12 protein-coding genes are annotated in these 13,414 nt (G+C 67.4%); 4 read left to right on the top strand and 8 right to left on the bottom strand.

The features are described from left to right. Positions 1–169 precede the first annotated feature (169 nt). A complete protein-coding gene (locus ASE66_RS15805; protein WP_057190660.1) occupies positions 170–1,522 on the top strand; it encodes a globin-coupled sensor protein in 1,353 nt (450 codons plus the stop codon). A gap of 196 nt (positions 1,523–1,718) precedes the next feature. On the opposite strand, the gene fba is transcribed toward ASE66_RS15805, so the two are convergent. From fba to tkt, 7 genes are all read right to left on the bottom strand, one after another. Further along, positions 1,719–2,801 (bottom strand): class II fructose-bisphosphate aldolase, encoded by a 1,083-nt coding sequence (fba, locus tag ASE66_RS15800; RefSeq protein WP_057190659.1) that lies wholly within the window; start codon positions 2,799–2,801, stop codon positions 1,719–1,721. Positions 2,802–2,894: 93 nt separating this feature from the next. After that, on the bottom strand, positions 2,895–3,140 hold the full coding sequence (locus ASE66_RS15795; protein ID WP_156412187.1) for a hypothetical protein: 246 nt from the start codon (positions 3,138–3,140) through the stop codon (positions 2,895–2,897). 54 nt (positions 3,141–3,194) lie between these two features. Beyond that, the gene (locus ASE66_RS15790) at positions 3,195–4,388 is read right to left on the bottom strand and encodes a phosphoglycerate kinase (protein ID WP_057190657.1); all 1,194 of its coding nucleotides are present in this window, start codon (positions 4,386–4,388) and stop codon (positions 3,195–3,197) included. An 11-nt stretch (positions 4,389–4,399) separates the two neighbouring features. Then, entirely contained in the window at positions 4,400–4,969 is a 570-nt protein-coding gene (locus tag ASE66_RS15785; protein ID WP_057190656.1) for a putative glycolipid-binding domain-containing protein, read from the bottom strand. Further along, on the bottom strand, positions 4,966–5,430 hold the full coding sequence (locus tag ASE66_RS15780) for a hypothetical protein (RefSeq protein ID WP_057190655.1): 465 nt from the start codon (positions 5,428–5,430) through the stop codon (positions 4,966–4,968). Before ASE66_RS15780 ends, ASE66_RS15785 begins: the two co-directional genes overlap by 4 nt. Positions 5,431–5,500: 70 nt before the next feature. Continuing rightward, the gene (gene gap, locus ASE66_RS15775) at positions 5,501–6,511 is read right to left on the bottom strand and encodes a type I glyceraldehyde-3-phosphate dehydrogenase (RefSeq protein ID WP_057190654.1); all 1,011 of its coding nucleotides are present in this window, start codon (positions 6,509–6,511) and stop codon (positions 5,501–5,503) included. Positions 6,512–6,620: 109 nt separating this feature from the next. Beyond that, positions 6,621–8,624 (bottom strand): transketolase, encoded by a 2,004-nt coding sequence (gene tkt / locus ASE66_RS15770; RefSeq protein ID WP_156412186.1) that lies wholly within the window; start codon positions 8,622–8,624, stop codon positions 6,621–6,623. A 253-nt stretch (positions 8,625–8,877) separates the two neighbouring features. On the opposite strand from tkt, the gene ASE66_RS15765 reads away from it, so the two are divergent. The 3 genes from ASE66_RS15765 (at position 8,878) to ASE66_RS15755 (ending at position 11,517) form a co-directional block, all read left to right on the top strand. After that, on the top strand, positions 8,878–9,186 hold the full coding sequence (locus ASE66_RS15765; protein WP_244494941.1) for a DUF4164 family protein: 309 nt from the start codon (positions 8,878–8,880) through the stop codon (positions 9,184–9,186). After that, entirely contained in the window at positions 9,186–9,554 is a 369-nt protein-coding gene (locus ASE66_RS15760; RefSeq protein ID WP_057190652.1) for a cell division protein ZapA, read from the top strand. Before ASE66_RS15765 ends, ASE66_RS15760 begins: the two co-directional genes overlap by 1 nt. Before the next feature lie 238 nt (positions 9,555–9,792). Next, a complete protein-coding gene (locus ASE66_RS15755) occupies positions 9,793–11,517 on the top strand; it encodes an ankyrin repeat domain-containing protein (RefSeq protein WP_057190651.1) in 1,725 nt (574 codons plus the stop codon). Here ASE66_RS15755 and ASE66_RS15750 read toward each other — a convergent pair whose 3' ends face one another. After that, positions 11,518–13,296, bottom strand: a complete 1,779-nt coding sequence (locus tag ASE66_RS15750) for an ABC transporter transmembrane domain-containing protein (protein ID WP_057190650.1) — start codon at positions 13,294–13,296, stop codon at positions 11,518–11,520. It lies immediately after the preceding gene. Positions 13,297–13,414 lie beyond the last annotated feature (118 nt).

Genomic DNA, 13,414 nt, shown 5'->3' with positions numbered 1-13,414 from the left:
TCCGCTGATTATGCGCCGGCCGGCTTATACTCAGCCGGCTCGCCGCGAGGCAAGCGCAGCGGCGGGGTTTCCAGCTTACGCGCCCTCCGCCTCATGCTTAAGCGTTTCTTCGCCAACTGCCGGCAAGGTCCCGGACGGACCATCAGCGGAAGCGAACGCAGCGCGCATCATGAACAAAGTCATCGTCGAGCATACCGCGCGCTTGCGGACCTTCCGGATCGACGCCACCGATATCGGCCTGCTGCGGCAGCAGGCGGAGTTCGCGCGCCGGCGCCTGCCGACCCTGTTGCCGGAACTGCACGAGCATTTCGAGGCCTGGCCCGAGATCCTGAAGGCGATGCAGCAGCCTGACGTGCATGAATTGCGCCTCGCGCATTGGATCCGGCTGATCTCGGGCGAGCTCGATGACGGCTATCTGCAGTCGGCGCACACCCTGGCCAACGCGTTCAACGACAATGGCGTTCCTGCCCATGCCGTCGCGATCTGCCATGCCATCGTCGGCAATGCGATCGGCGCCGAGCTCGGCCTGCTGCGCGACGGCCTCGCCAGGCTCAGCCATGTCTGGCAGGCCAAGGAATACAACCGGCGCATCGCCCTGCGCGCCGCCTTGAACAAGGCGGTGCAGCTCGACCTCGAACTGCTGCTCGAAGCCTATACGCATACTCAGCGCCAGAGCCGCGAGCGCGTCCAGCAGGAGATCTCGGCTTTCGAGGTCACTGTCCGCAACGTGGTCGGCACCGTGACCGGCAGCGCCCGCATCGTCGAGGGCATGGCGCACACGATGAATGGCGTCGTGAAGGAGACCGGCCTGCAGGCCGTCGCCGCCGCCCGGGCTTCGGATGAGGCTTCCGACAATGTCGGCAGCGTCGCCAGCGCCACCGAAGAGCTGTCCATCTCCCTCAGCGAGATTTCCGGGGAGGTCGCCCGCGCCACGACCAAGGCTCACGATGCCAGCAAGGCGGCGCTGCGGACCGAAGCGATCGTCAAGGGCCTGGCGCAGTCGGCGCAGACGATCGGCTCCATCGTCGACCTGATCCGCGACATCGCCGCACAGACCAACCTGCTGGCGCTCAACGCCACCATCGAGGCGGCCCGCGCCGGCGAAGCCGGACGGGGCTTCGCGGTGGTCGCGCAGGAGGTGAAGCAGCTCTCAGCGCGCACGGCCAGGGCAACCGACGAGATCGCTGCCCAGGTCCCGGCGATGCAGGCCGCGACCCAAGAGGCGGTCGAGGCCATCGAGAGCATCGTCGGCTTCGTCGGCGACATGGACCAGACGACGCTGACGATCGCTAGCTCCGTCGACGAGCAGCGGGCGGCGACCCAGGAGATCGCCCGCAGCATCAGCTTCGCCTCGCAGGGCACGCAGGAGGTCGCGCAGGCTATCGCCTGCGTCAACGAATCCGCCCAGGCCGCAGGGATCGGCGTCGATGAGATGCTCGGCCTCGCCCAGGCGTTGACGCGCCAGGCCGAGACCCTGACCGAAGCGTTCGAGAACCTGACGAAGCAGAACCGCGCGGCGTGAGCAGGCGCCCCGCGCCCGAGCCTCCCTGTTAGAACGAGAAACGCCCGGCCTGAGCCGGGCGTTTTGTCTACGAAAGCCGAAGTATCGGCCTGGAACCTGCTGAGTTCACACTGAGCCACCATCGTCATCCTGGGCGAGCGAAGCTCGGCCAGGATGACGAAGTGGTTCCGAGTAATCCGCGTGCTCTATGAGATCGTCACGCCGCCTTCTTGGCGCCGAAGGTCGGGTCGAGCTCGCCCTTGGCGTAGCGCTTGGCCATGTCCGCCAGCGTGATGACGCGCTTGATTTTCGAGGCCTGGCCGGCGGTGTTGAACTCCTCCAGCCGCTTCTTGCAGAGCGCGGTCATCGCCTCCATCGCCGGCTTCAGGTACTTGCGCGGATCGAACTCGCCGGGGTTCTCGGACAGGATCTTGCGGATCTGGCCGGTCATCGCCATCCGGTTGTCGGTGTCGATGTTGATCTTGCGCACGCCGTGCTTGATGCCGCGCTGGATTTCCTCGACCGGCACGCCCCAGGTCTGGGGCATCTTGCCGCCGTACTGGTTGATGACGTCCTGCAGGTCCTGCGGCACCGAAGAGGAACCGTGCATGACGAGATGCATGTTCGGCAGCTTCTTGTGGATTTCCTCGATGACGTGCATCGCCAGGATCGCGCCGTCGGGCTTGCGGGTGAACTTGTAGGCGCCGTGCGAGGTGCCCATGGCGATGGCGAGCGCATCGACCTTGGTCTCCGCGACGAACTTCACGGCTTCGTCGGGATTGGTCAGGAGCTGGTCGTGGCTGAGCTTGCCCTCGAAGCCGTGGCCATCCTCCTTCTCGCCCTCGCCGCTTTCAAGCGAACCCAAGACACCGAGCTCGCCTTCGACGGAGATGCCGCCGAGATGCGCCATGTCGGTGACGGTCTTGGTCACGCCGACATTGTAGTCCCAGTCGCCCGGGGTCTTGCCGTCGGCCTTGAGCGAGCCGTCCATCATCACCGAGGTGAAGCCGGCCTGGATCGCGGTCATGCAGGTCGCCGGCTCGTTGCCGTGGTCGAGATGCACGCAGACCGGGATGTGCGGGTAGATCTCGGTGACCGCGTCCATCATGTGCTTGAGCATGATGTCGTTGGCGTAGGAGCGCGCGCCACGCGAGGCCTGGATGATCACCGGCGCGTCCGTCGCATCCGCCGCGGCCATGATCGCGAGCGCCTGCTCCATGTTGTTGATGTTGAAGGCCGGAACGCCGTAGTCGTTCTCGGCGGCATGGTCGAGCAATTGGCGAAGCGTGATGCGGGCCACGATGATCCTCCGGTTGGGCTCTGCTTTATCCGGAGGGTTTAGAATCGAACTGTGGCGGACGCAAAGCGAAACCGGCTGAAAACGTGAACGCGATCAACGCCCGCGCGCTTCCAGGACCCGGACACGTTCCTCGATCGCTGCGAGTTCCTCGGCGAAATTGCCAGTTACGGACTTCGCCATAACCAGCAAACCAGCAGTGTCTCGCCGCTGCTTGCGAACGAGGTCGCCGAGCTCGTCGAAGCGCTTGTCCACGGCGTCGAAGCGCTTGTCGTGCTCGGAGAGCTGCGCCTGAATCTTTTTCAGGATCTCGTACATTGCCGTCTGCACGTTCTCGCTCATGCGCGAGAACATAGCATAAACATTGCGTTTCGCAACCGGAAACTGCGGTTCAGCTCAGCTCTTCCGCAGCGCCTCGACGCCCGGCAGGGCCTTGCCTTCCATCCATTCGAGGAAGGCGCCGCCGGCGGTCGAGACATAGGTAAGGTCCTCGGCGACGCCGGCATGGTTCATCGCCGCGACCGTATCGCCGCCACCGGCGACCGCGACGAGCTTGCCGTTCTGGACGCGCTCCGCCACCGCCTTCGCCACCGCAACCGTCGCGGTGTCGAAAGGCGGCAGCTCGAAGGCGCCGAAGGGCCCGTTCCAGACCATGGTCTTCACGGTGTTGAGCTTGAGCACGACCTCGGCGACGCTGAGCGGGCCGGCGTCGAGGATCATCTCGTCCGGTCCGACCTCGCCGATCGAGACGACGCGGTGGCCGGGATTGGCCCTGAACTCGCGCGCAACCAGCGCATCGACCGGCAGGATGATCTCGCAGCCGGCCGCCTTGGCCTTTTCCTCGATTTCGCGGGCGGTGCCAGCGAGGTCGTGCTCGCACAGCGACTTGCCGACAGTGACGCCGCGCGCGGCGAGGAAGGTGTTGGCCATGCCGCCACCGATGACGAGCACGTCGACCTTCTTGACGAGATTGCCGAGCAGCTCGAGCTTGGTCGAGACCTTGGCGCCGCCGACGATCGCCATCACCGGCCGCGCCGGGTTGTCGAGCCCGGCCGAGAGCGCCTCCAGCTCGGCCTGCATGGTGCGCCCGGCATAGGCTGGCAGCAGATGCGCGAGTCCTTCCGTCGAGGCATGGGCGCGATGGGCCGCCGAGAAGGCGTCGTTGACATAAAGATCGCCATTGGCGGCGAGCGCCTTGACGAAGTCGGGATCATTCGCCTCGTCGCCGGCGTGGAAGCGGGTGTTTTCGAGCAACAGGATCTCGCCATTCTTGGCGGCGGCGATCGCCTTCGGCGCTTCCGCACCGATGCAGTCGCCGACGAAGATCACCGGCTGGCCGAGCGCATGCGCCAGCGCCGGCACCACCTGCCGCAGGCTGTTCTTCTCGTCACGCCCCTTCGGCCTGCCGAAATGCGCGAGCAGGATGACCTTGCCGCCCTTCTGCGCGATCTCGCGGATCGTCGGCAGGATGCGGTCGATGCGGGTGGTATCGGTGACCCTGCCCTCCTCCGTCGGCACGTTGAGATCGACACGGACGAGGACGCGCTTGCCGGCGAGATCGGCGTCGTCGAGGGTGCGGAAAGCGGGCATGGAGGGCTCTCTCAAAGACGTTGAAACAGGCTGGGATAATCTATGACGAGGCCGTCCTCGTCGACAGGAAGCTCGGCGCTGAAACTGCCATCGGCCGTCTCGAACCGGAAGAGCCTCGGCGCGAAGCAGGTATAGACCTGCTCGGTGACGAAGGGCTCGAAACTGTCGAAGGGTACGAAGAGCATAGCGATCCGCCGCTGCTGGCCCGCCTGCCAGGCGCAGCGGCGGATCGGCAGCGTGTTGGTGAAAGGTGTCGCGGAGAGGTCGATGTCGACGCAACCGTCGAAGGTCGGCAAATGGCCGCGCTCGCTGTCGTGCCAGCCGCCGCCCCGCCTCGACATGGCGAGCTTGCGGCCATCAGTCGCCGCGATATCGAAGGCCCGGACCGTGAAGTCAGGATCGCAGTCGATGCGATAGGTCGCGCCGTAGCGCTGGCCGTCGCGTTCGCCGATCAGCGCCGCCTCGGCGCGAAGGCCGTTCGTATCCGTCCGCAGCGTGAGATGCTCGAGCCCGTCGCCTTCCAGCGCCCGCCAGCGGACACTGCGCCCGTCCGCGAGATCGGCGGCCGGGCGGAAGCTCATCGCGGCAGGATCGGCGGCAGCACGCCGGGGACGCCGGCCTTCAGCACGATCACCGTCAGGATGACGGTCAGGACCGCCGTGACGATGCCGGTGAGCAGCAGCGCGCCGAAACGCGGCGTGGCGTTGACGCGCTGGCGCAGCGACGAAAGTTCCTCGCGCAGGCCGGCGAAGTCCATGGTGCCGGCGGCGAGGTCGACCTTCTGGGCGCTGCGCTCCAGCGAGGCCTCGGCGCGGGTCAGGACCGCTTCGTAGCGCGCGAACTTCTCTTCGATCCGCGCCGTCTTGTCCTCGATGCGCGAGAGCTGGTCGAGCTTGCGCGGGTCGCTCGGCGCAAGCGGCTCAGCCGGCTTCGGCTCGGGGACACGGGCTGCGGCGATCTCGGCCATGCTCGGGGCCGGCGGCACGGCGATGGTCTCGACGGGCGTGGTCGGCGTGGCGACGGTCGGCTCGATCTTGTTCATTGCGCGGTCCGTTCCTCGGCGGGGTAGGCGCGGCCGCTCCGGGAAGGCGCGGCCGCAGCAGAAATGTGGGTCAGATCAGCTTCGCCATGGCGACGGCGGTGTCGCTCATCCGGTTCGAGAAGCCCCACTCGTTGTCGTACCAGGTCAGGATGCGGACGAACTTCTCGTCCAGGACCTTGGTCTGATCGAGCGCGAAGGTCGACGAGGCCGGGTCGTGGTTGAAGTCGATCGAGACGTTGGGCTGGTCGGTGACGGCGAGGATGCCCTTCAGGGCGCCGCGCTTGCTCGCCTTGATGATGGCCTCGTTGATCTTCTCGACCGTGGTCTTGCGCTTCGAGATGAACTTGAAGTCGACGACCGAGACGTTCGGCGTCGGCACGCGGATCGAGGTGCCGTCGAGGCGACCCTTGAGCTCGGGAATGACGAGGCCGATCGCCTTGGCGGCGCCGGTCGAGGTCGGGATCATCGACATCGCGGCGGCGCGGCCGCGGTAGAGATCCTTGTGCATCGTATCGAGCGTCGGCTGGTCACCGGTATAGGCATGGATCGTGGTCATGAAGCCCTTGTCGATGCCGACGGCGTCATGCAGCACCCTGACCACCGGGGCCAGGCAGTTGGTGGTGCAGGAGGCGTTCGAGACGACGACGTGGTCCTTGGTCAGGGCCTCGTTGTTGACGCCGAAAACCACCGTCAGGTCGGCGCCGTCGCAGGGGGCCGAGACCAGCACGCGCTTGGCACCGGCGGCGAGATGGGCCGCCGCCTTCTCGCGGGTGGTGAAGATGCCGGTGCATTCCAGCGCGATGTCGACGCCGAGCGCCTTGTGCGGCAAATCCTTGGGATCGCGGATCGCGGTCACCTTGATCGGGCCGCGGCCGACATCGATCGTGTCGCCGGAAACGGTCACCGTGCCGGGGAAGCGGCCATGCACGGAGTCGAAGCGGAAGAGATGCGCGTTGGTCTCGACCGGGCCGAGATCGTTGATCGCCACGACCTCGATGTCCTTGCGCTTCGACTCGATGATCGCGCGCAGAACGTTGCGCCCGATACGGCCGAAGCCGTTGATCGCCACCTTGACCGTCATCTCAATCCTCTCCTTCGCCGTTCACCGGCTTAAGCCGGCGTCATTCACGCGGGCAAATCGGCCAAACCATGGCGGAACGCAAGGGCAGGCCTTAAAAATTTCAAGGAGGTCAGCCGTTGTGACGCTTGATCGCGGCTTCGGCCACCGCCTCCGGCGTGATGCCGAAATGCTTGTAGACCTCCTTGTAGGGGCCGCTCGCCCCGAAGGAGGACATGCCGACGAAGCTGCCATCGGCGCCGATCACGCCATCCCAGCCGAAGCGCACGGCGGCCTCGACCGCGATCTTGATAGGCGCCTCGCCGATGATGGCAGCCTTGGTCGCCTCGTCCTGCTCCAGCAGCGCTTCGAGCGACGGCACCGAGACCACGCGGGCGCGAATGCCCTTGTCGGCCAGGAGCTTGCGGGCAGCGACCGCGATCTCGACCTCGGAGCCCGAGGCAAAGAGCGAGACCTGCGCCTTTCCGCCTTCGGCCGCCAAAAGCTCATAGGCGCCCTTGGCCGAACGGTTCGTCGCCGTGCCGTCGGTGCGCACCGGCGCGAGGTTCTGGCGCGAGAGCGCCAGCACGGTCGGTCCGTCGGTGCGCTCCAGCGCGATCTGCCAGGCTTCGGCCGTCTCGATCGCATCGGCGGGGCGCAGCACGCGCATGTTCGGCATGGCGCGCAAGCTGGCGATCTGCTCGACCGGCTGATGGGTCGGGCCATCCTCGCCGAGGCCGATCGAATCATGGGTCATGACGTAGACGACCGGCAGCCCCATCAGCGCGGCGAGCCGCATCGACGGGCGGGCATAATCGGCGAAGACCAGGAAGGTGCCGCCGGCAGTGCGGAAGCCGCCATGCAGGGTGATGCCGTTCATCGCCGCAGCCATGCCGTGCTCGCGGATGCCGTAGCGGACATAGCGGCCCTTCGGGGTCTTCGGCGTGAAGTCCTCGGCCGCCTTGGTGCGGGTGTTGTTGGACGGCGTCAGGTCGGCCGAGCCCATCACCAGCTCCGGCATGATCGGCATGATGGCTTCAAGCGCCAGCTCCGAGGCCTTGCGGGTCGCGACCGTGACCGGGCTCGCAGCCAGCGCCTTCTTGTGGGCGACGAGCGCCTTGGCGAGCTTGGCCGGCGGGGTCAGCGACAGGCGGCGCTCGAACTCGCCGCGCTTGCGCTCGGACAGCGCCGCGAGGCGCGTATTCCAGTCCTTGCGCTCGGCGAAGCCGGTGGCGCCGAAGCCGCGCCAGGCCTTGAGCACGTCGGCCGCGACCTCGAACGGCCCGCCGGTGATGCCGAGCGCCTTCTTGGCGGCGGCGAGTTCTTCGGCGCCGAGCGGCTCGCCATGCGCCTTGGAAGTGCCGGCCTTCTTCGGCGCACCGAAGCCGATCACGGTCTTGCAGGCGATCAGCGTCGGCTTGTTCGACTTCTGGGCGCGGCGGACCGCCGCCTCGATCGCATCGGGATCATGCCCGTCGACGCGCTCGGCCTTCCAGCCGCAGGCCTTGAAGCGCGCGACCTGATCGACCGAGTCGGAGATCGAGAGCGGGCCGTCGATCGAAATGCCGTTATCGTCCCAAAATACGATCAGCTTGTTCAGCTTCTGATGACCGGCGAGCGCGATCGCCTCCTGGCTGATGCCCTCCATCAGGTCGCCGTCGGAGGCGAGGACGTAGGTCTTGTGATCGACCAGCTTCTTGCCGAACTCGGCGGCGAGCATGCGCTCGGCCATCGCCATGCCGACGGCGGTGGCGAGACCCTGGCCGAGCGGACCGGTCGTGGTCTCGACGCCGGCGGTCATGAAGTTCTCAGGGTGACCGGGCGTCTTCGATTCGAGCTGGCGGAACTTCTTGAGGTCGTCAAGCTCCAGGCCCGGCGTGCCGGTGAGATAGAGCAGCGCGTAGATCAGCATCGAGCCATGGCCGGCCGAGAGCACGAAGCGGTCGCGATCAGGCCAGCGCGGCTCGGCCGCATCGTATTTCAGGATGCGGGTGAACAGCACCGTGGCGACGTCGGCTGCGCCCATCGGCAGGCCGGGATGGCCGGACTTCGCCTGCTCGACGCCGTCCATGGCGAGGGAGCGGATGGCATTGGCGAGCCGCTCGTGCTGGGCGCGGTCGATCGCGGACGTCGTCATGGAATCTCTCCGGCGGACGGGACAAGGGCTCGCGCCGGTGCCGGCCGGCAGCGAGCGGCGAACATGGAAAAGGTCGCGCGTTCGATAGGCTGCCCGCTCAAGCGGAGTCAATTCGCCTGAGACGGCCGGATATCCACTGCCAACAGGGCACGCGGATCGCGGAGACACCTAAAGCGCTTTCCACGCTCACATTTGTTAAACTAGGCTTCCGAATCGGATGAACCGGCTCCGGCCGGCCTGCAGAGGAAGAAGCGTGGCGTCTCCAGGACTGGATCACGCCCTGTCGCGCCTCGAAAGCGCGCTCGGCCAACTCGAGGCAGCTGCTCGCAGGCGGCTCGAGGTCGAGCGTGGCCGGGCCAATCTCGAAACCGAACTCACTTTGATGCAGGACGATCGCGCTCGCCTCGCCGTCGAATTGGACGGTGCCATGGCCCGGGTCGGCCAGGTCCAGGGCGTCGCGGAAGAGGTCGATCGCAAGCTCGACCGCGCCATGACGGCGCTCGCCGAAGTGATCGCGCGCGTCGAAGCCCACCCCGACGAAGAAGCCGAGCAGGACGCCTGATGCCCCAGGTCAACGTCACCATCTCCGGCAAGGCCTACCGCATGGCCTGCGGCGAGGGCGAGGAGCCGCATCTGGAGGCGCTCGCGCAGCTCTATGACGGCAAGATCGAGGAGATGCGCCAGGCCTTCGGCGAGATCGGCGACATGCGCCTGCACGTCATGGCGGCGCTGATGGTCGCCGACGAGGTCACCGAGCTGAAGAAGAAGGTCGAGACGCTGGAAGGCCGCCTGCAGTCGCTGCAGGGCGATGCCGGCTTCGCCGACCAGCGCGCCGGCGAATTGGAAGAGAAGGCCGCAGCCGTGCTCAACGCCGCAGCCGAGCGCATCGAGGGTGTGGCGAGGAGTCTGCTGCCGGGGCAAACCGGCTAGGCTGCGCAGGCATTGTCCGGAGCGACCAGGCGGTAAGGACGAATGCGGCTCGCAGCCCGCACCGACGGCGATTGACTTCGCTGGCGTCATGCGGTTTTCATCGCCGTAGAGCGCATGGGGCGCCACCAGTCCGCGGCAAGGGAGCCTGCTCCCACCCATAATCTGAAGCGAAGACATCGCATCTCGCTTTCTTCCGGCCTGTCGAGCGGACATCAGGCTTTCCTCGGAAGGAAGACCCATGTCTGATCCCACCCGTGAACTCACGCCCCGTTCGACCCTCGAGACGATCCGTCGCCAGGCCAAGCGCTGGCTGAAGGAGATCGAGGCCGGCGACACCGAGGCCCTTGCCCGTTTCCGTAAGCTGATCCCGAACCACGCCGGTGCGGCAAAGCTGCGCGAGGTCCAGCACGCGCTCGCCCGCGACTACGGGCTGGCGAACTGGGCAGCGCTGAAGCAGGAACTCGCTGCGCGGGAGGCTGCGGCGCGCGGCCGTGCCGCGCTCGTCGCGCTGTTCCTGGAGAAGTCGGTGCTGCGCTACGGCGTCAGGCCGGGCACGCAAAATTGGGGCACATACGAGGCTGATCGGCCGGCGCGCGGCGCGCTGGCGCAGCGCCTGCTCGAACGCCACCCCGAGATCGTCGGCGACAGCATCCACACCGCCGTCGCCGCGCATGACCTTGACGCTGTCCGCAGCTTTCTCGGCAAGGACGCGGCACTGGCGGACAGACCGAGCGATTTCGACGGCTGGAAGCCGCTGCTCCGTCTCGCCTTCACCCGCCTGCCGAACGAGGCCCTGTCGCGCAACGCCGTCGCTATCGCGCAGCTCCTGCTCGACCATGGCGCCGCTCCGAACGCACTGTTCAGCGACGGCAGCAACCATTTCACGCCACTGACCGGCGTCATCGGCGGCGGCGAAGGCAATCAGCCGCCGCATCCGCAGGCAGAGGCGCTGGCGCAGTTGATGATCGCTCGCGGCGCCGACCCGCTCAACGGCCAGGCGCTCTACAACTCGTCGCTCGGCGCTGACGAGGTGTTCTGGCTCGATCTGCTCTGGAGTGAGACGGAAAAGCGCGGCGAGACCGGGCGCTGGCACGAGCCTGTACGCGAATTGCCGGCGCCGCCGCTCGACTATTTGCTCGGCAACGCCGTGCCGCGCCAGCCGAAACGCGCCGCCTGGCTCCTCGCCCATGGCGCCCGGGCGCAGGTGCTCAACGCCTATTCGAAGCAGAGCCTGGTCAAGCAGGCCATGATCGACGGCCGCAGCGATCTCGTCGGCCTGCTCGTCGACAATGGCGCCAGCCCGGTCGAGCTCAGCGGGCAGGAGGCCTTCACCGCCGCGGTTGCCCGCGGCGAAGAAGCCGAGGCGCGCCGGCTTCTCGACGGCAATCTGGACTTCCTGCTCAGCCCGGCCCCGCTGCTGGTCGCGATCCGGCAGGGCAAGGCGGAGATCGCGGCCCTCGCGCTGCGCCTCGGCGTTTCGCCGGATGCTGAGACTCGCGACGGCGTTCGCGCCCTGCACGAGGCGGCCGGCAGCGACGCGATCGAGATCGTCGCGCTCTTGGTCGAGGCGGGTGCCGAGATCGATCCGATCGAGCGCCGCTATGGCTCGACGCCGCTCGGCTGGGCGCGTCATCAGGGCGCCAGCGCTGCGCAGATCTATCTGGCCTCGCGCAGTCACGACATCGAAGCCCTGTGTCAGGCCGGCGAGATCGAGCGACTGGAGACGCTCTTCGCCGAGGCTCCTGCGCTCGCCAATGCGTCGGCCCGCTCAGGCGAGCCGCCCTTGTTCTGCCTGCCTGATCACGACACCAGCGCCTGCGATCTCGCCGAATTCCTGCTGGCGGCGGGTGCCGATCCAGCGATGCGGAACGCGGAAGGGCTGACGCCGGCGCAGGCGGCGCGCAAGCAGGGGCTGCTGGACACCGCGACGCTGCTTGAAGCGGCTCTCCAGCCGGCAGGCTGACTAGGCCGCTTCCAGCCCGAACTGGAGCGCGGCGAGGCGTGCATAGAGCCCCCCCTTGGCGACGAGGGCGGCATGCGTGCCTTCCTCGACCACCCGCCCGTCCTCCATCACCAGGATGCGGTCGGCGGAGAGGATGGTGGCGAGGCGGTGGGCCACGACCAGCGTGGTCCGCCCTTGCATCAACCGGTCGAGCGCGTCCTGCACGGCGCGCTCGCTTTCCGAATCGAGCGCCGAGGTCGCCTCGTCAAGCAGCAGGATCGGCGCGTCCTTCAGCACGGCGCGGGCGATGGCGAGGCGCTGGCGCTGGCCGCCCGAGAGCGTGACGCCGCGCTCGCCGATGACGGTGTCGTAGCCCTCAGGCAGGGCCCGGATGAAGCCGTCAGCTGCGGCGAGCTGCGCTGCCTCTTCGATCTGCGCCCGGCTCGCTCCGGGGCGGCCATAGGCGATGTTGTCGGCGACGGAGACGCCGAACACGGTCGGCTCCTGCGGCACGAGTGCAAAGCGAGTCCGCCAATCGGTCGGATCAGCTTCCGGCCCGGCGACGCCATCGACCACGACGCGGCCGGCGAAGGGATCGTAGAAGCGCAGCGCCAGTTGCAGCACCGTGCTCTTGCCGGCACCGGACGGGCCGACCAGCGCGACGCGCTCGCCCGGCTTGATCGCAAGGTCGAGATCCGCCAGCGCGAGATTGCTGCGGCCGGTATAGCGGAAGGAGACGCCCTCGAAGTTGAGCGCGCCAACCGGCGGCGTGGGCAACGCCTTGGGATGGGGCGGTGCGGTGATGGCCGGCTTGGTCGCAAGAATCTCGCCGAGCCTTCCGGCGGCGCCGGCCGCGGCCGAAATGTCGCCATAGACTTCCGAGAGCTGGCCGAGCGAGCTCGCCGCCAGCACGGCGTAGAGCACGAATTGCGACAGGCGCCCGCCGCTCATCCGTCCGGCGAAGACCTCGGTCGCGCCAACCCAGAGCACCAGCACGACGCTGGCCGAGACCAGGAAGATCGCGATGCCGGAAAGCCAGGCACGCGAGCGCGTCGCATCGCGCGAAGCGTCATAGGCGCCATCCGAGGCCCCCTGGAAGCGCAGCGTCGTGGCGCGCTCCGCCCCGAAGGACTGCATGGTCCGGATCGCCCCGATCGCCTCGGCAGCGAAGGCGGAGGCGTCGGCGAGCCGGTCCTGCGCGGCGCGGGCGCGCTTGCGCACGCTGCGGCCCGAGAACACCAGCGGCAACACGACCAGCGGGATCGCACCGATCACGATCGCCGAGAGCTGCGGGCTGGTAAAGATCATCAGCGCCAGCGCGCCGAGGAACATGATGGCGTTGCGCAGGGCTATCGAGGCGGTCGAGGCGAAGGTCGACTTGATCTGCGTCGTATCGGCCGTCAGGCGCGAAACCAGGTCGCCGGCCCGGCTGGCGTCGAAGAAGGCCGGCTCGAGCCGGGTCAGATGCGCGAAGACGTCGGCCCGCAATTGCGAGACGACGCGCTCGCCGACCGTCATCACCAGATAGAAGCGGAACGAGCTCGCCAGCGCCAGCACCGCGACGACGGCGATCAGGATGGCGAAATAGGAGTTCGCCAGCTGCTGCTCGCCGCCGGAGAAGCCGACATCGATGACGCGCCTGACCGCCATGGGCAGCGCCAGCGTCGCGAGCGAAGCGACGATCAGGGCCACGAGCGCGAAAGCGATCCGCTGCTTCTGCGCCATTGCATAGGGCCAGAACGAGCGCAGCGCGCTGAAATCCGGCCGCGCCTTGCTGTCTTCGTTGTTCTCGTTCGCCACGCTCACCTATCCCGAAAAGCTTGCACCGTCGCTGCGGCTGCGCTATGGGCAGCCGACTTCACAACAGGCTCGTACGAATTGTTCGAAGAGCCGGCGATGCGCGCCGAGTTCCGGCAGC

This window comes from Allobosea sp. Root483D1 (assembly GCF_001429505.1).
Taxonomy (GTDB): domain Bacteria; phylum Pseudomonadota; class Alphaproteobacteria; order Rhizobiales; family Beijerinckiaceae; genus Allobosea.
This window is presented reverse-complemented; position numbering and strand designations above follow the sequence as displayed.

Coding starts and splice junctions, on each gene's coding strand:
- ASE66_RS15805 (WP_057190660.1), top strand. CDS start 170: ATGAACAAAGTCATCGTCGAGCATACCGCGCGCTTGCGGACCTTCCGG.
- ASE66_RS15785 (WP_057190656.1), bottom strand. CDS start 4,969: ATGAGCTTCCGCCCGGCCGCCGATCTCGCGGACGGGCGCAGTGTCCGC.
- ASE66_RS15760 (WP_057190652.1), top strand. CDS start 9,186: ATGCCCCAGGTCAACGTCACCATCTCCGGCAAGGCCTACCGCATGGCC.
- ASE66_RS15795 (WP_156412187.1), bottom strand. CDS start 3,140: ATGAGCGAGAACGTGCAGACGGCAATGTACGAGATCCTGAAAAAGATT.
- ASE66_RS15790 (WP_057190657.1), bottom strand. CDS start 4,388: ATGCCCGCTTTCCGCACCCTCGACGACGCCGATCTCGCCGGCAAGCGC.
- ASE66_RS15780 (WP_057190655.1), bottom strand. CDS start 5,430: ATGAACAAGATCGAGCCGACCGTCGCCACGCCGACCACGCCCGTCGAG.
- tkt (WP_156412186.1), bottom strand. CDS start 8,624: ATGACGACGTCCGCGATCGACCGCGCCCAGCACGAGCGGCTCGCCAAT.
- gap (WP_057190654.1), bottom strand. CDS start 6,511: ATGACGGTCAAGGTGGCGATCAACGGCTTCGGCCGTATCGGGCGCAAC.
- ASE66_RS15755 (WP_057190651.1), top strand. CDS start 9,793: ATGTCTGATCCCACCCGTGAACTCACGCCCCGTTCGACCCTCGAGACG.